The organism is Kitasatospora sp. NPDC001119, from assembly GCF_053598475.1.
On the sequence record NZ_JBSFKI010000052.1, the window covers coordinates 13027 to 31594 of the forward strand.

General features: G+C 71.1%; 15 protein-coding genes. 11 read left to right on the top strand and 4 right to left on the bottom strand.

The genetic code is table 11. The features are described from left to right. Nucleotides 1-4 precede the first annotated feature (4 nt). Together nadC and ACWDD9_RS39050 are read left to right on the top strand one after the other, a co-directional pair. Nucleotides 5-973: a carboxylating nicotinate-nucleotide diphosphorylase gene (gene nadC / locus ACWDD9_RS39045; RefSeq protein WP_049660205.1), complete on the top strand. Its 969-nt coding sequence runs from the start codon at nucleotides 5-7 to the stop codon at nucleotides 971-973. A gap of 47 nt (nucleotides 974-1020) precedes the next feature. Continuing rightward, nucleotides 1021-1809, top strand: coding sequence for a type III pantothenate kinase (locus ACWDD9_RS39050; RefSeq protein ID WP_074001702.1), 789 nt, complete (start codon nucleotides 1021-1023; stop codon nucleotides 1807-1809). Between the two features lie 7 nt (nucleotides 1810-1816). Here ACWDD9_RS39050 and ACWDD9_RS39055 read toward each other — a convergent pair whose 3' ends face one another. After that, nucleotides 1817-2740: a hypothetical protein gene (locus ACWDD9_RS39055; RefSeq protein ID WP_449814231.1), complete on the bottom strand. Its 924-nt coding sequence runs from the start codon at nucleotides 2738-2740 to the stop codon at nucleotides 1817-1819. Between the two features lie 50 nt (nucleotides 2741-2790). Next, the gene (locus ACWDD9_RS39060) at nucleotides 2791-3345 is read right to left on the bottom strand and encodes a SigE family RNA polymerase sigma factor (RefSeq protein WP_388044915.1); all 555 of its coding nucleotides are present in this window, start codon (nucleotides 3343-3345) and stop codon (nucleotides 2791-2793) included. Nucleotides 3346-3507: 162 nt separating this feature from the next. Between ACWDD9_RS39060 and ACWDD9_RS39065 the strand changes: the two genes are divergently transcribed. The 7 genes from ACWDD9_RS39065 to ACWDD9_RS39095 all read left to right on the top strand — a co-directional run bounded on the left by ACWDD9_RS39065 (nucleotide 3508) and on the right by ACWDD9_RS39095 (nucleotide 13463). Then, complete coding sequence (locus ACWDD9_RS39065) at nucleotides 3508-4248, top strand: hypothetical protein (protein WP_074001704.1); 741 nt, start codon at nucleotides 3508-3510, stop codon at nucleotides 4246-4248. Nucleotides 4249-4343: 95 nt separating this feature from the next. Further along, nucleotides 4344-5900 carry a bifunctional lysylphosphatidylglycerol synthetase/lysine--tRNA ligase LysX gene (lysX, locus tag ACWDD9_RS39070; protein ID WP_082345799.1) on the top strand — a complete coding sequence of 519 codons (1557 nt, stop codon included), beginning with the start codon at nucleotides 4344-4346 and terminating at the stop codon, nucleotides 5898-5900. A gap of 243 nt (nucleotides 5901-6143) precedes the next feature. Beyond that, nucleotides 6144-6581, top strand: a complete 438-nt coding sequence (locus ACWDD9_RS39075; RefSeq protein WP_074001706.1) for a BlaI/MecI/CopY family transcriptional regulator — start codon at nucleotides 6144-6146, stop codon at nucleotides 6579-6581. Between the two features lie 10 nt (nucleotides 6582-6591). After that, nucleotides 6592-7128, top strand: a complete 537-nt coding sequence (locus ACWDD9_RS39080) for an amino-acid N-acetyltransferase (protein WP_049652520.1) — start codon at nucleotides 6592-6594, stop codon at nucleotides 7126-7128. A 91-nt stretch (nucleotides 7129-7219) separates the two neighbouring features. Continuing rightward, nucleotides 7220-7573, top strand: coding sequence for a histone-like nucleoid-structuring protein Lsr2 (locus ACWDD9_RS39085; RefSeq protein ID WP_049652521.1), 354 nt, complete (start codon nucleotides 7220-7222; stop codon nucleotides 7571-7573). Between the two features lie 677 nt (nucleotides 7574-8250). Beyond that, nucleotides 8251-10770, top strand: a complete 2520-nt coding sequence (locus ACWDD9_RS39090) for an ATP-dependent Clp protease ATP-binding subunit (protein ID WP_049652522.1) — start codon at nucleotides 8251-8253, stop codon at nucleotides 10768-10770. A 344-nt stretch (nucleotides 10771-11114) separates the two neighbouring features. Continuing rightward, the gene (locus ACWDD9_RS39095; protein WP_049652524.1) at nucleotides 11115-13463 is read left to right on the top strand and encodes an immune inhibitor A domain-containing protein; all 2349 of its coding nucleotides are present in this window, start codon (nucleotides 11115-11117) and stop codon (nucleotides 13461-13463) included. Between the two features lie 100 nt (nucleotides 13464-13563). Here ACWDD9_RS39095 and ACWDD9_RS39100 read toward each other — a convergent pair whose 3' ends face one another. Further along, nucleotides 13564-14754, bottom strand: a complete 1191-nt coding sequence (locus ACWDD9_RS39100) for a threonine aldolase family protein (protein WP_449814232.1) — start codon at nucleotides 14752-14754, stop codon at nucleotides 13564-13566. Nucleotides 14755-15108: 354 nt separating this feature from the next. Between ACWDD9_RS39100 and ACWDD9_RS39105 the strand changes: the two genes are divergently transcribed. After that, complete coding sequence (locus ACWDD9_RS39105; protein ID WP_449814233.1) at nucleotides 15109-16041, top strand: M23 family metallopeptidase; 933 nt, start codon at nucleotides 15109-15111, stop codon at nucleotides 16039-16041. 37 nt (nucleotides 16042-16078) lie between these two features. Here the strand turns inward: ACWDD9_RS39105 and ACWDD9_RS39110 are convergent, their stop codons facing one another. After that, nucleotides 16079-16711, bottom strand: coding sequence for a TetR/AcrR family transcriptional regulator (locus ACWDD9_RS39110; RefSeq protein ID WP_053112112.1), 633 nt, complete (start codon nucleotides 16709-16711; stop codon nucleotides 16079-16081). Between the two features lie 222 nt (nucleotides 16712-16933). Here ACWDD9_RS39110 and ACWDD9_RS39115 point away from each other — a divergent pair, with 222 nt between their 5' ends. Further along, nucleotides 16934-18526: an MDR family MFS transporter gene (locus tag ACWDD9_RS39115; protein WP_387967213.1), complete on the top strand. Its 1593-nt coding sequence runs from the start codon at nucleotides 16934-16936 to the stop codon at nucleotides 18524-18526. The last annotated feature ends 42 nt before the right edge of the window (nucleotides 18527-18568 follow it).

Sequence of the window (18568 nt, forward strand, 5' to 3'; positions counted from 1 at the left end):
AACCATGACCCACTCCCACGAGGAACTCCCCCTGGCCGACCAGGGCGGCTGCGGCGACGGCTGCGCCTGCGGGGACGGCGAGGGCTACGAGACCGGTCTGGACCCGCAGCTCGCCGAGCTGCTGGAGCAGGCCGGGCTGGACCCGGTCGAGGTCGAGGACATCGCCACCCTGGCGCTCGCCGAGGACCTGGCCGGCGGCGAGGACGTCACCTCGGTGGCGACCGTGCCCGCCGAGGCCGTCGCCACCGCCGACTTCACCGCCCGCCAGGCCGGCGTGGTGGCCGGCCTGCGGGTCGCCGAGGCCGTCGTCTCGCTGGTCTGCGAGGAGGAGTTCGAGGTCGAGCGGCACGTCGAGGACGGCGACCGGGTCGAGGCCGGCCAGGTGCTGCTCTCGGTCCGCTCCCGCACCCGCGACCTGCTGACCGCCGAGCGCAGCGCGCTCAACCTGCTCTGCCACCTGTCCGGCATCGCCACCGCCACCCGCGCCTGGGCGGACGCCCTGGAGGGCACCGGCGCCGTCGTCCGGGACACCCGCAAGACCACCCCGGGCCTGCGCGCGCTGGAGAAGTTCGCGGTGCGCTGCGGCGGCGGCGCCAACCACCGGATGGCGCTCTCGGACGCCGCGCTGGTGAAGGACAACCACGTGGTCGCGGCCGGCGGCGTGGCCGAGGCCTTCCGGGCCGTCCGGGCCGCGTACCCGGAGCTGCCGGTCGAGGTCGAGGTGGACACCCTGGAGCAGATCACGCCGGTGCTGGAGGCCGGGGCGGACCTGATCCTGCTGGACAACTTCACCGTCGGCCAGCTGAAGGAGGCCGTCGCGCTGGTGGCCGGCCGGGCGAAGCTGGAGGCCTCCGGCGGTCTGACCCTGGCCAGCGCGCGCGAGGTCGCCCAGACTGGTGTCGACTACCTGGCCGTGGGCGCGCTCACCCACTCCTCGCCGATCCTGGACATCGGCCTGGACCTGCGCGCCTGACCGTCAGGTCGGCCGCAGTCCCGTCCCGACTCGCAGAAAGCGTCCCCGTGCTCCTCACCATCGACGTCGGCAACACCCAGACCACGCTCGGCCTGTTCGACGGCGAGGACGTGGTGGAACACTGGCGGATCTCCACCGATCCGCGCCGCACGGCCGATGAACTGGCGGTGCTGCTGCAAGGGCTGATGGGCAGCCACACCGCGGTGAAGGAGGCCGCGGTGGAGGGCCTGGCGATCTGCTCGTCCGTCCCCGCCGTGCTCCACGAGCTCCGCGAGGTGACCCGCCGCTACTACGGCGACGTCCCCGCGGTGATCGTGGAGCCCGGCGTGAAGACCGGGGTGCACGTCCTGATGGACAACCCCAAGGAGGTCGGCGCCGACCGGATCGTCAACGCGCTGGCCGCGAACCACCTGTACGGCGGCCCGTGCATCGTGGTCGACTTCGGCACCGCGACCACCTTCGACGCCGTCAACGCGCGCGGCGACTACGTCGGCGGCGCGATCGCCCCCGGCATCGAGATCTCGGTCGAGGCGCTCGGCGTCCGCGGCGCCCAGCTGCGCAAGATCGAGCTGGCCCGCCCGCGCAACGTGATCGGCAAGAACACCGTCGAGGGCATGCAGTCCGGCATCCTCTACGGCTTCGCCGGCCAGGTCGACGGCCTGGTGGAGCGGATGGCCCGGGAGCTCGCCAAGGACCCGGACGACGTCCAGGTGATCGCCACCGGCGGCCTGGCCCCGCTCGTCCTCGGCGAGGCCGGCACCATCGACGTGCACGAGCCCTGGCTGACCCTGATCGGCCTGCGCCTGGTGTACGAGCGCAACCGCCCCGCCAGCTGAGCGGCGCTCAGCTGCCGGGCCTCGGGGTGGCCGGCAGGGTGATCGGGCCGCCCCCCGGCGGCGGGGTCAGGCCGGACCACGGGGGCACGTCGACGGTGAACTGCGTCGGCCCCGTCAGCGGGGTCGGCAGCGGCACCGAGACCCCGAACCGGGGGCTCGGGAGCGAACCCACCGCCGAGGCCTGCGGAATGGCCGCCATGACCTGCTTCCAGCGCGGGTCCGTGACCACCTCGGCGAGCTTGTCCATGGTCAGCGGCGGGTCGGTCCTGGTGATCGGCGTGCCCTGCTCCAGCGGCTTGCGGTTCCATTCCTGGAGCATCAGCTGGTACCCGTCCACGGTCAGCTTGGCCGACCAGGTCTTCGATCCGGCCGGCTCTCCGTCCCGGGTGCCGGCCTGGTAGAGGCGCAGGTGGCCGCCGCCCGGGAGGGTGGTCTCGGTGCAGGTGTCGTCGCCGGTCGGCACGGCCGGGCAGTCGGTGTCCTCGCCACCCGGGAAGCGGGTGATCCAGAACAGGTACTGCGCCGGGCCGTGGCCGTCGTCCACCACCAGCCGCAGCTGCGGGGTGTCACTCTCGGTGCCCCGGGCCTCGCCGACCTGCACCGTCGGCGACGGCAGGAGTTCGGTGAGCATCCGCTGGAACTCCGCGCCGGAGACCGGACCGGCGGACGGGGCCGCCGCCGGACCGGCCACCGCCGTACCCCGCCCGGGCAGCAGGCCGCCGAGCGCGACCCCGCCCACCCCGACCAAGGCCAGCGCGGCGGCGCCCGCCGCGGTGCCGATCCGCCGCCTGCGGCGCAGCCGGCGGCCGTGCGACCAGCCGGTGTCGACCAGCGGGCCGGGTTCGGTGTCGTAGGCCTCGCCGGCCCGGCCGAGGGCCTCGGTGAAGGCCCGCTCGAACCGCCCCTCGGGCCCGTCGTGCTCTGCGGACATGCTGAACCAACCTCTCTACCAAGTGGGTTGACGTGACGTGACGCGCCGGCTCAGCGCTCGGCGAGGTCGTCGAGGCCGCTGCCGAGCACCGTGCGGATCCGGCCGAGCGCGCGGAAGGCCTGGGTCCGGACGGCGCCCGGGGTGCTGTGCAGGACCGCGGCGGTCTCCTCGACGCTGCGGTCCTCCCAGTAGCGCAGGACCAGCACCGCCCGGTCGCGCGGGGCGAGCCGGCCGAGCGCGTCCACCAGGGCGAGCCGCAGTTCCGGGTCGCCCTGCGGGGCCGCGCCGTCCGGCACCGCCTCGACCGGCCGCTCGCCGCTGGAGCGGCGGACGCGGTGCGAGAGGAAGGCCCGCACCAGCACGGTGTGCGCGTACCCGGCCGGGTTGTCGATCCGGCGCTTGGCCCCGAACCAGGAGGTGCGGTGCCACTGGGCGTAGATCCGCCCGAGGGCCTCCTGCACCAGGTCCTCGGCGAGGTGGGTGTCCCCGCCGGTGAGCAGGCAGGCCGACCGGTAGAGCGGTCTGGCGCGGGCGGCCGCGAAGGCCTGGAAGTCCTCGTCCCGCCGCCCGCCCCGGGCCGCCTTCCCCTGACCGTCCGGTCGCATCCTGCCCGGCCCCCTCGCTCGTTCTCCCCTGACACCTGGATGACCAGGTGCGCCCCGGGTGGCGTTACAGGTGGCGGCGAAAGGCTTCTTCGCCGGGCCGACCGTGGGTGGTTCGGCGCGACGTTACCGACAAATCGGATATTCGTCACGTAGTGTCAGCCCATGCCTACGCCACACGGATCGCGCGGCGGCATGGCCTTCAGCGCCGACGAAGTCCGCGTGCTGCGCCGCGCCCTCGCCCAAGCCCTCCACCCCGCCGTGCCCGTCCACCTCCAGGGGCCCGTCCGGCCCGCCCTCGCCGGGCCGGGCGCCGAACTCTGGGCGGAGGACGTCCAGGACGCCCTGCGCCTCACCGAGGCGATCGACGAGGCCGTCCAGGAGGGCGGCCGGCTGCGCGCCTTCCTGCTCGCCGACCTCGGACGCTACCGATCCGCCCTGCCCGGCAGCGCCCCCGGCTACCTGGAACGGCTGGAGGAGGCGGTGTCCGACGGGTACCTGCCCGGGCCGGAGGACCTCACCGCACTGCGCGGACTGAGCCGCCAGCCCTGCGGCCAGGGCGAGCGGGCCCGCCGCTCCCGGCTGGCCGGGCGCTGCCACGCGCTGGCCGAGGCCGCCGTCCGCGAGCGGCTCGCCCTCCATAGCGGACCGCCCCGCCACCTGGTGGCCGTACCGAGTCCCGCCGCACCGCCGCACAGTCACCCCACCCCTGTAGGAGGACGGACCCCCATGAGCAGCACCGACTCCCGCCCGGAGCAGCCCGCCGCCGCGAAGACCCCGCCCCGTCCGCACCGGATGCCCACCCCCGCCGAGCTGTTCGGCCGCCGCCCCAAGCCCCCCGCCCACCCCGCCCCGCCCGCCGACGACGCCCCCGAGGACGTCGAACTCGCCACCGGCACCGGCTGAGCCGTCCGCGTCCGATCCGGGGGAGGCCGCCGTCGCGGCCTCCCCCGCGGCAATCCCGGCGCGGAGCACCGTGTGTGGCTGGCTACCCTTGTGGGGTGAGCGATCAGAGCCTTGTTCCCGCGACCGACGACCTTCCCGAGCAGATGCGCGTCCGGCGCGAGAAGCTCGACCGGCTCCGGGCGGCCGGTGTCGACCCGTACCCGGTCGGTTTCCCCCGCACCACCACCATCGCGGACCTGCGTGCCAAGCACCCCGACCTGGAGCCGGACACCGCGACCGGCGAGCGGGCCGGCGTCACCGGCCGCGTGATCCTCTCCCGCACCGGAGGCAAGCTCTGCTTCGCCACCCTGCGCGACGGCACCGGCGACCTCCAGGTGATGTTCTCCCTCGACAAGCTGGGCCCGGAGCGGCTGGCGGCCTGGAAGGCCGACATCGACCTCGGCGACCAGGTCGGCGTCGAGGGCGAGGTGATCACCTCCAAGCGCGGCGAGCTGTCCGTGATGGTGGACCGCTGGGAGCTCACCGCCAAGTGCCTGCGTCCGCTGCCGGACAAGCACAAGGGCCTGACCGACCCGGAGGCCCGGGTCCGCCAGCGCTACGTGGACCTCATCGTCAACCCCGAGGCCCGCGAGATCCTGCACCTGCGCAGCAAGGTCGTCCGCTCGATCCGCCGCACCTACGAGGACCGCGGCTACATCGAGGTCGAGACCCCGATGCTCCAGCCGGTGCACGGCGGCGCCAACGCGCGTCCGTTCAAGACGCACATCAACGCGTACGACATCGACCTCTACATGCGCATCGCCCCCGAGCTGTACCTCAAGCGGCTGGTGGTCGGCGGCGCCGAGAAGGTCTTCGAGATCAACCGCAACTTCCGCAACGAGGGCGCGGACTCCACCCACAACCCGGAGTTCACCTCGCTGGAGTCGTACGAGGCGTACGGCGACTACGACACCCAGGCCGAGCTGATCCGCGAGACGATCGTCAACGCGGCCCGGGACGCGCTGGGCACCACGGTGATCAGGGGCGTGGACGCGCACGGCGTCGAGCACGAGATCGACCTGGCCGAGCCGTGGGAGGAGATCGGCGTCTACCCGGGCATCTCGGCCCGCCTGGGCGTCGAGGTCACCCCGGAGACCGGCGTCGAGGAGCTGCGCAAGCTGGCCACCGAGCACGGCATCCCGTTCGAGAAGGACTGGGGCCACGGTCAGATCGTGCTGGAGATGGTCGAGCGCCTGCTGGAGGAGAACGCCGTCCGGCCGACCTTCATCAAGGACTACCCGACCGAGGTCTCCCCGCTGACCCGCCAGCACCGCTCGCGGCCCGGCGTGGCCGAGAAGTGGGACCTGGTGATCTTCGGGACCGAGATCGGCACCGCCTACTCCGAGCTGGTCGACCCGGTCGAGCAGCGCGCCCGCCTCACCGCCCAGTCGCTGCTGGCGGCCGGCGGCGACGTCGAGGCGATGCAGGTGGACGAGGACTTCCTGCGCGCCCTGGAGTACGCGATGCCCCCGACCGGTGGCCTCGGCCTCGGCGTGGACCGCCTGATCATGCTGCTGACCGGCAAGAACATCCGGGAGACGGTGCTCTTCCCGCTGGTGAAGCCGGAGCCGAAGGCTTCCGCCGCGACGGCGGAGAAGACCGAGGAGGAGTGACCTGATGGACTACGTCAGCGCGATCGTGCCGCCGCTGGTCATGGCGATCGGCTTCGGATTCCTGGTGCGGGCCATCGTCCGCAGCCAGGGCGGGGCCCAGCGGGCCAAGGAAGACCTCGACTGACCCCGTCAGCCGCCCCGAACGACCGGCGCGCCGCCATTCCCGATTCCCGGGGGTGGCGGCGCGCCGGTTTGGCGCACTTCACAAGATTTGCCCCATTCACTCCCTATCCTGGCCGCACTATGGTCCGGCAACTCGGCGAACTTGAGAACGCCATCATGACCCGGGTGTGGCAGTGGAACCGACCGGTCACGGTTCGCGAGGTTCTCCTGGATCTGCGGTCGGAACGCGAAATCGCGTACACCACGGTGATGACCGTCCTGGACAAGCTCCACAGAAAGGGCTGGCTGCGCCGCGAGCGGGTCGGCCGGGCCTATCGTTATGAACCGGTCTCCTCGCGTGAGGCGTACACGGCGGCCCTGATGAACGACGCCTGGGCCACCGGTGACAATCCGGCGGCGGCCCTGGTGCACTTCTTCGGCCTGATGTCGCCCGAGCAACGCGAAGCGCTCCGGGACGCCTTGCGGGTGGCCGCTCTGTTCCCGCCCGATCCGGCCGGCGCGGATTCCGCGGACGGCGGACCGGATACCGGTGGGACGGAACCGGGAGCGGCGCGATAACGTCCCGACCATGGAGGTCACCATCCGCCGGGCGCGGACCACGGACGTGCGGGCAGTGCGCAGGCTCATCGACACCTACTCACGCGACGGCATTCTGCTGGACAAGCCCACAGTCACACTGTTCGAATCCGTCCAGGAGTTCTGGGTCGCGGAACGGGACGACAACGGCGTGGTGGTGGCCTGCGGCGCACTGCACGTGATGTGGGAGGACCTCGCCGAGGTCCGCACGCTCGCGGTGGATCCGGTCGCCCGGGGCACCGGGATCGGGCACCTGCTGCTGGAGAAGCTGGTGCAGACCGCGCGCTGGCTGGGCGTCCGTCGGATTTTCTGCTTGACGTTCGAGGTCGCGTTCTTCGCGAAACACGGTTTCGTCGAGATCGGCGAGGTCCAGGAAACCGATGATGGTACGACAGACCCGGCGGCGATCGCTACGGATGTCTATGAAGAACTCCTCCGCTCGTACGATGAAGGCGTCGCCGAGTTCCTCGACCTGGAGCGGGTGAAGCCCAACACACTGGGCAACTCGCGCATGCTGCTGCACCTCTGAGCCGCTCCAACCGGGTCAAGGGTTTGTGTTTTCCGGAGAAAGGCGCTTTCCTTTCCTTAGGCAATGGGTCGTTTAGCGGAAAGGGAAGCCCGTGGCACAGAGGGTGCAGGTCATTCTTGAAGACGATCTCGACGGCGGTTCGGCGGACGAGACGGTGACGTTCGCCCTCGACGGCGTTGCCTACGAGATCGACCTGAAGAGCGCCAACGCGGACAAGCTCCGCGGCCTGCTGGCGCCGTACGTGGAGAAGGGCCGCAAGCAGAGCGGCCGGCTCGCCGGTGCCCGTCGTCCGGGCCGCGGCACCGCGGCGCGTCCGGCCGGCGGCGGCGCCCCGGACACCGCCAAGATCCGCGCGTGGGCCAAGGAGCAGGGCCTGGAGGTCAACGACCGCGGCCGCGTTCCGAGCAACGTCCGCGAGGCCTACGAGAAGGCCAACGCGTCCTGATCCCGGCGCCGCGGGCCCGCCGGAGCGGGTGCGGGGCCCGGCGGCCGGGGACGGCCGCCACCATCACACGCACGGGGCGCGGAGGAGTCTCCTCCGCGCCCCGCGGCGCGTACCCGGAGGAGCCCGCCGCGGCCGGCCCCGGGGGCCGTCCCGGGCAGCGGCTCGGGCACCGGCTCGGGTAGCGGCTCGGGCGGCGGAACAATCACGGGCCGTGCGACGCTGTAGGGGCGAAGCGGCAACGCGGACGACACCGGGGCGACGTGCCCGGCACCCCGTCCGCCGTCGAACCGCCGTCACCGCGGCCCGACTTCTCGCCAGGCGAACACCGCCACCGCGGAAACTGCGCGAGAACCGCCCCGATACCGGGTATGAATGCAGGTGGACGGGTTCTTCGGCCCGTCCAGGGGCAGTATGTGCGACCGGCCGGAGGGGTTCCGGCGGCGGCGTCGGCGGCACGTGTTCGCCGATGGCGTAGCGGAATCCGGTGCATCCGGCCCACCTGTGGGAACACCGTTTCCCAACACCAGGTTGGGATTGGTGTCGGCTGGTCGCGCAGCATCTCGCTCCTCTACCGGGGAGTGAATCCGTGGGCCGCGCCGCTGAGCGGGACTAGCATGCGGAAGGACAGGGCGGGGACGGACCCCGAACTGCCCGACCGCTCTGAGGAGCGATAAACGATGTTCGAGAGGTTCACCGACCGCGCGCGGCGGGTTGTCGTCCTGGCTCAGGAAGAAGCCCGGATGCTCAACCACAACTACATCGGCACCGAGCACATCCTCCTGGGTCTGATCCACGAGGGCGAGGGCGTCGCCGCCAAGGCCCTGGAGAGCCTCGGGATTTCTCTTGAGGCCGTTCGCCAGCAGGTCGAGGAGATCATCGGCCAGGGCCAGCAGGCCCCGTCCGGTCACATTCCCTTCACCCCCCGGGCGAAGAAGGTCCTGGAGCTCTCGCTCCGCGAGGCCCTTCAGCTCGGCCACAACTACATCGGCACCGAGCACATCCTGCTCGGCCTGATCCGCGAGGGCGAGGGCGTCGCCGCCCAGGTCCTGGTGAAGCTGGGCGCCGACCTCAACCGGGTGCGCCAGCAGGTCATCCAGCTGCTCTCCGGCTACCAGACCGGCGGCGGCAAGGAGTCGGCCACGGCCGGCGGGCCCGCCGAGGGCACCCCGTCGACCTCGCTGGTCCTGGACCAGTTCGGCCGCAACCTCACCCAGGCCGCCCGCGAGGCCAAGCTCGACCCGGTCATCGGGCGCGAGAAGGAGATCGAGCGGGTCATGCAGGTGCTGTCCCGCCGCACCAAGAACAACCCGGTGCTGATCGGTGAGCCCGGCGTCGGCAAGACCGCCGTGGTCGAGGGCCTGGCCCAGGCGATCGTCAAGGGCGAGGTCCCGGAGACGCTCAAGGACAAGCAGCTCTACACGCTGGACCTGGGCGCCCTGGTGGCCGGCTCGCGCTACCGCGGTGACTTCGAGGAGCGCCTGAAGAAGGTGCTCAAGGAGATCCGCACCCGCGGCGACATCATCCTGTTCATCGACGAGCTGCACACCCTGGTCGGCGCGGGCGCCGCCGAGGGCGCCATCGACGCCGCCAGCATCCTCAAGCCGATGCTGGCCCGTGGCGAGCTGCAGACCATCGGTGCCACCACCCTGGACGAGTACCGCAAGCACCTGGAGAAGGACGCCGCGCTGGAGCGCCGCTTCCAGCCGATCCAGGTCGCCGAGCCCTCGCTGCCCCACACCATCGAGATCCTCAAGGGTCTGCGCGACCGCTACGAGGCCCACCACCGGGTCTCCATCACGGACTCCGCCCTGGTCGCCGCCGCCACCCTGGCCGACCGGTACATCTCGGACCGCTTCCTGCCGGACAAGGCGATCGACCTGATCGACGAGGCCGGCTCCCGAATGCGCATCCGCCGGATGACCGCGCCGCCGGACCTGCGCGAGTTCGACGAGAAGATCGCCGACGTGCGCCGCGAGAAGGAGAGCGCGATCGACGCGCAGGACTTCGAGAAGGCCGCGTCCCTGCGCGACGACGAGAAGCAGCTCCTGCAGGCCAAGGCCAAGCGCGAGAAGGAGTGGAAGGCCGGCGACATGGACGTCGTCGCGGAGGTCAACGAGGAGCTCATCGCCGAGGTCCTGGCCACCGCCACCGGCATCCCGGTCTTCAAGCTGACCGAGGAGGAGACGTCCCGCCTGCTGCGCATGGAGGACGAGCTGCACAAGCGCGTCATCGGCCAGAAGGACGCCATCAAGGCGCTCTCCCAGGCCATCCGGCGCACCCGTGCGGGCCTCAAGGACCCGAAGCGCCCCGGCGGTTCGTTCATCTTCGCCGGCCCGTCCGGTGTCGGTAAGACCGAGCTGTCCAAGACGCTGGCGGAGTTCCTGTTCGGCGACGAGGACGCGCTGATCGCGCTCGACATGTCCGAGTTCTCCGAGAAGCACACCGTCTCCCGGCTGTTCGGCTCCCCGCCCGGCTACGTGGGCTACGAGGAGGGCGGCCAGCTGACCGAGAAGGTCCGCCGCAAGCCGTTCTCGGTCGTCCTCTTCGACGAGGTCGAGAAGGCCCACCCGGACATCTTCAACTCGCTGCTGCAGATCCTGGAGGACGGTCGCCTGACCGACTCCCAGGGCCGCGTGGTCGACTTCAAGAACACCGTCATCATCATGACGACCAACCTCGGCACCCGGGACATCTCGAAGGGCTTCAACCTCGGCTTCGCGGCCGCGGGTGACACCCAGACCGGGTACGAGCGGATGAAGGCGAAGGTCGGCGAGGAGCTCAAGCAGCACTTCCGCCCCGAGTTCCTGAACCGTGTCGACGACATCGTGGTGTTCCACCAGCTGTCCGAGGAAGACATCATCCAGATCGTCGACCTCATGATCGACAAGGTGGACGAGCGGCTCAAGGACAAGGACATGGGCCTGGAGCTCAGCGTCGAGGCCAAGAAGCTGCTGGCCAAGCGCGGCTACGACCCGATCCTGGGTGCCCGTCCGCTGCGCCGCACCATCCAGCGCGAGATCGAGGACCACCTCTCCGAGAAGATCCTCTTCGGCGAGCTGCGGGCCGGCCACATCGTCGTCGTCGACGTCGAGGGCGAGGGCAAGGAAGCCAAGTTCACCTTCCGCGGCGAGGAGAAGTCGGCCGTCGCGGACACCCCGGCCGCGGTCGCCTCGTCCGGTCCGGACCTGACGAAGTAACCCAACTTTTAACAGACAACTTCACAGCCACCGAGCCCCCGGCGTTGACGCCGGGGGCTCGGTGCGTTCGCTCCCGCCGCCGCCCGCGCCGGTGCGGGCCGGGTCGGCTGGCCCCCGCGCTGGCTGGTGCGGGTGCGCTCGGTTTCTCACCGACCTTTCACGAACATACGGTTGACAGGCGGTCAGATGATGGGAAGTCGCGGAGGATAGCGCCGTGACCATGTCATGGTCAAGGTCTATCTTTTCCGTGCACGCTTGGATCAAATGACGTCCACCTGTCTTTCATTTTGGTTTGCCGGGCTTTGGCCAAGAGCTGGGCCCTGGTCGGGGAGGACGTCACAACGTTGAAGAACACCAGGAGAACCGCTGCGGCTGCCACGGCCGCAGCGGTCATAGTCGCGCTCGGCACGGGCCTGTTCCCGGCCTCCGCCGTCGCCGCCGGCTCGGCCCCGGTCCCGCGGGACCCGGCCGACGCCGTCCAGAACACCGAGCACAACCTTCCGGGTCCGCTGACCGCGAAGGTGGAGGCGGAGCAGAAGGCCGCCACCGAGAAGCTCCTCAACGGCACCGCCGAGGTCGAGCAGCACAACGGCAGCACCAGCGTGAAGCTCGGCAAGGACAAGTACGTCGAGCTCGCTCGCGAGCGCACGGACAAGATCTTCACCATCCTGGTCGACTTCGGTGACCAGGTGGACAACACCACCAAGACGCCGGACGGCAAGGTCAAGTACGGCGGCGAGGCCGGCCCCAAGCACAACGAGATCGAGAAGCCGGACCCGGCCACCAACAACTCGACCGAGTGGCAGGCCGACTACAACCAGCAGCACTACCAGGACCTGTACTTCGCCAAGGACAAGCCCTCGCTGAAGACCTACTACGAGAAGCAGTCCTCGGGCCGCTACTCGGTCGACGGCGTGGTCTCGGACTGGGTCCGGGTGCCGTGGAACGAGGCCCGGTACGGCTCCGACTACTGCGGCTCCAACGTCTGCGCCAGCGCCCAGGACCTGATCCGCGACGCCGTGGACATCTGGTACAAGGACCAGCAGGCCAAGGGCCAGACCGAGGCCCAGATCAAGGCCACGCTGGCCCAGTACGACCAGTGGGACCGCTACGGTTCGCACCACGACGGGAACTTCAACCAGCCCGACGGGTACATCGACCACTTCCAGATCGTGCACGCCGGCGAGGACAAGTCGGCCGGTGGCGGCAAGCAGGGCAGCAAGGCCCTGTGGGCGCACCGCTCGTACGTCTACGGCAACCTGCAGGGCACGGCCGGTCCCGAGGGCAACAAGCTCGGCGGCGTCCAGGTCGGCAACAGCGGCCTGTGGATCGGCGACTACACGATGCAGCCGGAGAACGGCGGCCTCGGCGTCTTCGCCCACGAGTACGGCCACGACCTCGGTCTGCCGGACCTCTACGACACCGCCGGCAAGGGCATCGACAACTCGGTCGGCTTCTGGTCGCTGATGTCCTCCGGTTCCTGGCTCGGCGAGGGCAAGGACAGCATCGGCGACATGCCGAACGACCTCGACGCCTGGAGCAAGTACAAGCTGGGCTGGCTGAAGGCCGACCACGCCAAGGCGGGCACCGAGTCGACCCACCACATCGGCCCGGCGGAGTACAACAGCAACCTGCCGCAGGGTCTGATCGTCGACCTGCCGAAGAAGAGCATCACCACCGAGATCAACAAGCCGTTCGGCGGCACCGGTGAGTGGTGGAGCGGCAGCGCCGACAACCTGAACGTCACGCTCACCCGTGACATCGACCTGACCGGCAAGACCAAGGCCAGCATCAACGCCAAGGCCTGGTACGAGCTGGAGCAGGACTTCGACTACGCGTTCGGCGAGGTCTCCACCGACGGCGGCAAGACCTGGACCGTCGTCGACGGCACCTGGAACGGGACCGCGCTGCCGCGCGAGAACGGCCGTCCGGCCATCAGCGGCCAGGTGGCCGCCTGGGGCGACCTGTCCTTCAACCTGGACGCCTACGCGGGCCAGAAGGTCAAGTTCCGCTACCACAACACCACCGACGGCGGCCTGCACTTCCGCGGCCTGACGCTGGACAACATCGCGGTCGTCGCCGACGGCGCCACCGTGTTCAGCGACGACGTCGAGAACGGTGACAACGGCTGGGTGGCCGACGGGTTCTCCCGCTTCGGCGGCTCGTACACCAAGGACTACGCGCAGTACTACATCGCGGAGAACCGGCAGTACGTGTCCTTCGACCAGACCCTGAAGACCGGCCCGTACAACTTCGGCTTCGCCGACAAGCCGAACTGGGTCGAGCACTACTCGTACCAGCCCGGCCTGCTGATCTGGTACTGGGACGAGTCGCAGACCGACAACAACGTCAGCGCCCACCCGGGCCAGGGCCTGATCCTGCCGGTCGACTCGCACCCGGCTCCGCTGAAGTGGACCGACGGCACCCTGATGCGTCCGCGCATGCAGGGCTACGACTCCACCTTCGGCTCGCGCCGCACCTCCGGTCTGACCCTGCACAAGGCCGGCGTCGAGACCGTCATCCCGAAGGCCAAGGGCGTCGACGAGTTCAACGACCTGAAGTCGTGGTGGAACAAGGACAACCCGTACAGCGGTGTCAACGTCCCGAAGACCGGGACCAGCATCGAGGTCGAGAACGAGTCCTCGAACTACCTGGAGACCTGGATCCGGGTCCGCCCGGTCGACAACTTCTGATCGTCGCCCCCCGGGTAGCGATCGGCCTGTGACCAGGCAGCTCTGACAACTCCACGTCCGGCCCGTCCCCGCAGCGCGCGGGGGCGGGCCGGACGCTTTGTCAGGCCCGGACGGCCGGCAGCCGGTCCAGGAAGGCGGCGGCCGCCACCGCGACGTCGGCGGCGGTCCAGTCGAGGGCGGACGCGGCGACCGTGACCTCGGTCACCGACAGCCCCGGCGGCCCGCCCGCGCGCCAGGCGCCGAACAGCCCGATCCCGGTGTCCTCGGCCAGCCCCAGCCCGGCCTCCTCCAACTCCCCGACCGGGTACGGCAGCCAGAGCTGGAACTGGTGGGTGTGCGGCGGGGCCGGGTGGACCCGGGCGCCGGGGACGGCGGCGAACGCCCGGGCCAGCGCCCCGGCGATCGTCCGGGCGTGCGCCACGTACCCGGCCAGCCGCGGCAGTTCGCGCTCCAGCCCGGCCAGCGCGGCGAGCGCGAACGGCCACTGCTGGTAGAGCTGGCCGCCGTAGCGGTGCCGCCAGGCCCGGGCGGTGCGGACGAAGCCGCCCGGGCCGGCCAGCGCGGCGCCGCTGATCCCGCCGAGCGTCTTGTAGAAGGAGACGTAGACCGAGTCGGCCAGGCCGGCGAGCTCCGGCAGCGGCCGGCCGAGGGCGACCGCGGACTCCCAGATCCGGGCGCCGTCCAGGTGCAGCGCCGCGCCGTGCTCCTCCCGCACCACCGCGGCCAGCTCCACCAGCTCCGGCCAGCCGGGCAGCACGAACCCGGCGTCGCGCAGCGGCAGCTCCAGGCTCAGCGCGGCGTAGGGCTCGTCCAGGGCGCGCAGCTCCTCGGCGGTGGGCTGGCGCGGCTCGTCGGTCGGCCAGAGGCTGCGCAGCCCGGTCAGCACGCCGAGCGCGTGCCGCTCGTGCCGGTCGGTGTGGGCCAGCGGGTGGGTGACCACGGTGCGGCACCCGGCGGCCTCGGCGTGGATCCGCAGGGCGATCTGCTGGGCCATCGTGCCGGTCGGGAAGAAGGCCGCGTCCTCGGTGCCAAGCAGCTCGGCGACCCGGTGCTCCAGGGTGCGGACCACGCCGTCGCCGTACTGGTCCGGGCGGCCGTCCAGGTCGGGTGCTCCGTCCGGGTCGGGGGCGGCGCCCGGCGGCGGGCCGGCCAGGTCGGCGAGGCGTTCGCGGATGCTCTGCGGCCGGGCCCCGGACAGCAGTCGCTCGCAGCCGCGCAGGGCGGCGAAGCGGCGGTCCGGCAGGCTCGGGCGGTCACCGGCGTCGGTGTCTTCGCTCCTGTTGCCATACATGGCTCGATGGTCCCGCAGCGGGCCGGACCGGTCAGCGGTGCGGACGGAAAGCGGTTCGAGCCCGCGAAACCCCGGCCGCGCGTGGTGCTGGTCACAGGCCTCCGGCACGGTACGACCGGCGGTAGTAGCGGGGCCGGGGAAGCGGTGGACGGCCCGGAGCGGTCATGGGCGATCCGATCTCATGATCATTGCTCCGTCGGTTTGAATCTCCGGCGCCACGATGACTACACGCCGTAGTACATCACCGCGTTTGGGACTCCGCCCGGTGACCGTTACACCTGAGTGGTCCCCCGCTCAGCACGCGCCCGAACGGGCGCTTCGTGCTGCCCTCGTACGATCCGTGAGGTACGGCAGATGTCCACCGTCCCACCCGTGGGGCCGGCCCTGCGCCGGCTCGCCGCCCAGGCGGCGGCCCGGGCCGCCGTCTGGCAGCCCCGGATCGGCCACGCCGTCCGCACCCAGGCCGCGCCGCTGCGCGCCCTCGGGGCGCCCCGGCACACCACCCTGCCCGGCAGCCGTCAGCGAGCCGAGCACGACCACGCGCTGGCCTCGGCCGGAGCGGTCGCCACCCTGCTCGCCGGCGTGCTGCTGGTGGCCACCCCGGGCACGGCCTCGGCGCAGACCGTACGGCCCACCACGCCGGGCAGCTCGGCCTTCACCGTGCCGCGGGCGGAGGTGCCGAGCGCGGGTCTGGTCCAAGTGGCCGGCCCCAGCCCGTACAAGCTGCCCGACGACGGCGACTCGGCACAGGAGTTCGTGACGGTGGCGCCCAACCTGCTGCCGTTCGAACCGCCGGCACCGGAGCCGGAGCCGGAGCCCGCCGACGAGCCGGCCCCGGAGGCCGGACCCGCGCCGGAGCCCGGGCCCGCACCGACTCCCGGGTGGTCGGCGCCGGTGCCGAACGCGCCGACCAGCAACCCGTACGGGAAGGCCAACCGCAGCTACGCCGCCGGGTACCACACCGGGGTGGACTTCGCGGTCTCCCCGGGCACACCGCTGCTGGCGGTCGGCGACGCGAGCGTGGTGTCGGCCGGCTGGGACGGCGCGTACGGCAAGGAGGTCGTGCTGCGGCTGGCGGACGGGCACTTCGCGCAGTACGCCCACATGTCCTCGGTCACCGTCTCGGCGGGCCAGCGGGTGTCCGCGGGCGAGCGGATCGGGCTGTCCGGGAGCACCGGCAACTCGACCGGCCCGCACCTGCACTTCGAGATCCGCACCAGCAACCGCTACGGCGCGGTGGTCAACCCGATCGCGTACCTGGCGGGGCACGGCGTCACGGACTTCTGAGCCGCCCCGGGCGCCGGGCCCTGCGGGACCGGCGCCCTCAGCCGGTGGTGCGGGCGGGGTGGCTGATCCCGGCGCCGATCTCCAGCGCGATGTCCCGGGCCGCCCCGATCGCCTCGTCCAGGCCGGCGGGGGGCGGCTGCTCGCCCCACACGTTCGGGGTGTGGCCGCAGTCCGCCTTGTCCTGCTTGAGCAGGAACAGCGACGAGTGGACGGTGAACAGCGCCATCGCGGCCCGCAGCCGGTCGTGGAAGTCCGCCCCCGGCCCGTGCACCAGCTGCATCATGGTGATCATGCGGTCCCGGAAGGCCAGCCCGGCCGGGGACTCGCGCAGCGCGGGCTGGTTCTCGTGGAAGAAGCGCAGCAGCGGGGCCCGCTCGGCCATCCCGTCCGCGAAGCGGCGGATCAGCTCGTCGCGCATCTCCGGGCTCCAGGCCTGCTTGCGGCCCCACGCGATGGACTCGTCGATCGGCGCGGCCATCCGCTCGACGATGCCCAGGACGATGTCGTCCTTGGTCTTGAAGTGGTAGTAGAGCGCGGCCTTGGTGACGCCCAGGCGGTCGGCGATCTCGCGCAGTGAGGTCTGCTCGTAGCCCTGCTCGGCGAAGAGCTCCAGTGACACCTCGATGATGCGAGCCCGGGTGTCGCTGCGGGGGCTGTGCGGAGTGCCCATGGCCTGCCTCATGACTGCGTCGGTGACTACTGCGGACCCCGGAGCGGTGTCCGCCCCGGGCCCATTCTCCCTGCCCAGAAGGCCGGTCGGGAAACTGGCTTGACGACCGGCTAGGAAACAACCTACCGTGCCGACGGTCGATAAACTAGCCGGGCGACAAGTAAGTGAGCCGCCGCACGGCACGACGCTCCGTCCGAACCACCCTCCGGGAGACCCCACCTCATGTCACAGTCCAAGACCGCCGGCCCGGTGCCGGAGGACAAGACGACCGAGGAGGAGCAGCCGCGGTCGCCCCGCGAGATCCGCCTCGTGATGGTCGGCCTGGTCGTTACCATGCTGCTGGCCATGCTCGACAACCTGATCGTCGGCACCGCGATGCCGACCATCGTCGGCGACCTCGGCGGTGCCGAGCACCTGTCCTGGGTGGTCACCGCGTACACCCTGGCGACCGCCGCCTCCACCCCGATCTGGGGCAAGCTCGGCGACATGTACGGCCGCAAGGGCACCTTCCTCACCTCGATCGTGATCTTCCTGGTGGGCTCGGCGCTGTCCGGCCTGTCGCAGAACATGAACGAGCTGATCGGCTTCCGCGCCGTGCAGGGCCTGGGCGCCGGCGGACTGATGGTCGGCGTCATGTCGATCATGGGCGCGCTCGTCCCGCCGCGCGACCGCGGCAAGTACCAGGGCATGTTCGCCGCGGTGATGGCCCTCGCCACCATCGGCGGCCCGCTGGTCGGCGGCTTCATCACCGACCACCTGAGCTGGCACTGGACCTTCTACATCAACCTGCCGCTCGGCGTCGTCGCACTCGCCGTTGTCGTCGTCACCCTGAAGCTGCCGAAGGTCCGCAGCACCGCCAAGATCGACTACCTGGGCGCCATCCTGCTCACCGTCGGCATCACCTCGCTGGTGCTGATCACCACCTGGGGCGGCCAGCAGTACGCCTGGGGCTCCAAGGAGATCCTCGGCCTGGCCGCGCTCTCCGCCGCCTCGCTGATCGCCTTCTGCTACGTGGAGCAGCGGGTCGAGGAGCCGATGCTCCCGCTGAGCCTGTTCCGCAACCTGAACTTCACCCTGGTCTCGATCATCGGCTTCATCGTCGGCTTCGTGATGTTCGGCTCGACCGTCTTCCTGCCGCTCTACCAGCAGATCGTCCAGGGCGCCTCGGCGACCAACTCCGGCCTGCTGCTGATGCCGATGATGTTCGGCATGCTGGTGATCTCGCTGGTGGTCGGCCAGGCCGTCACCAAGACCGGGAAGTACCGGATCTACCCGATCATCGGCACCATCGTGATGACCGGTGGCATGATCCTGCTCTCCACCATGGGCGTCGGGACCAGCAGCTTCACCTCGGCCTGCTGGATGGTCGTGCTCGGCGCCGGCATGGGCTTCCTGATGCAGATCACCATGCTGGTCGCGCAGAACAGCGTCGAGCTCAAGGACATGGGCGTGGCCAGCTCCACCGCCACCCTGTTCCGCACCATCGGCGGCTCCTTCGGCGTCGCGCTGTTCGGCGCGCTGTTCAACAACCGGGTGGCCGACACCATGAAGGAGCGGCTCGGCGAGCAGGCCTCGGCGGGCGGCGCGAAGGACCCGGGCCAGATGAGCCCGGCCGCGATGCGCGCACTGCCCGCGCCCGTCCAGGACGCCTACCACCACGCGGTGTCCAACGGCATGCACACCGTCTTCCTGTGGGGCGCCGGGGTGGCCGTGATCGCGATCGCCGCGGCGGTGTTCCTCCGCGAGGTGCCGCTGCGCGGCACCGGCAAGGGCGAGGCTCCGGCCGAGGCCTCGCTGGAGGCGGCGGCCGTCTGACGGTCCCCGCGCACGAGGGCGCCCCCGGGAGGTCCTCTCCCG

Bases quoted from the DNA above. Each gene is read 5' to 3' on its own strand.
- nadC (WP_049660205.1), top strand. From the start codon at position 5: ATGACCCACTCCCACGAGGAACTCCCCCTGGCCGACCAGGGCGGCTGC.
- ACWDD9_RS39055 (WP_449814231.1), bottom strand. From the start codon at position 2,740: ATGTCCGCAGAGCACGACGGGCCCGAGGGGCGGTTCGAGCGGGCCTTC.
- ACWDD9_RS39060 (WP_388044915.1), bottom strand. From the start codon at position 3,345: ATGCGACCGGACGGTCAGGGGAAGGCGGCCCGGGGCGGGCGGCGGGAC.
- ACWDD9_RS39065 (WP_074001704.1), top strand. From the start codon at position 3,508: ATGCCTACGCCACACGGATCGCGCGGCGGCATGGCCTTCAGCGCCGAC.
- ACWDD9_RS39075 (WP_074001706.1), top strand. From the start codon at position 6,144: ATGGTCCGGCAACTCGGCGAACTTGAGAACGCCATCATGACCCGGGTG.
- ACWDD9_RS39080 (WP_049652520.1), top strand. From the start codon at position 6,592: ATGGAGGTCACCATCCGCCGGGCGCGGACCACGGACGTGCGGGCAGTG.
- ACWDD9_RS39090 (WP_049652522.1), top strand. From the start codon at position 8,251: ATGTTCGAGAGGTTCACCGACCGCGCGCGGCGGGTTGTCGTCCTGGCT.
- ACWDD9_RS39100 (WP_449814232.1), bottom strand. From the start codon at position 14,754: ATGTATGGCAACAGGAGCGAAGACACCGACGCCGGTGACCGCCCGAGC.
- ACWDD9_RS39105 (WP_449814233.1), top strand. From the start codon at position 15,109: ATGTCCACCGTCCCACCCGTGGGGCCGGCCCTGCGCCGGCTCGCCGCC.
- ACWDD9_RS39110 (WP_053112112.1), bottom strand. From the start codon at position 16,711: ATGGGCACTCCGCACAGCCCCCGCAGCGACACCCGGGCTCGCATCATC.
- ACWDD9_RS39115 (WP_387967213.1), top strand. From the start codon at position 16,934: ATGTCACAGTCCAAGACCGCCGGCCCGGTGCCGGAGGACAAGACGACC.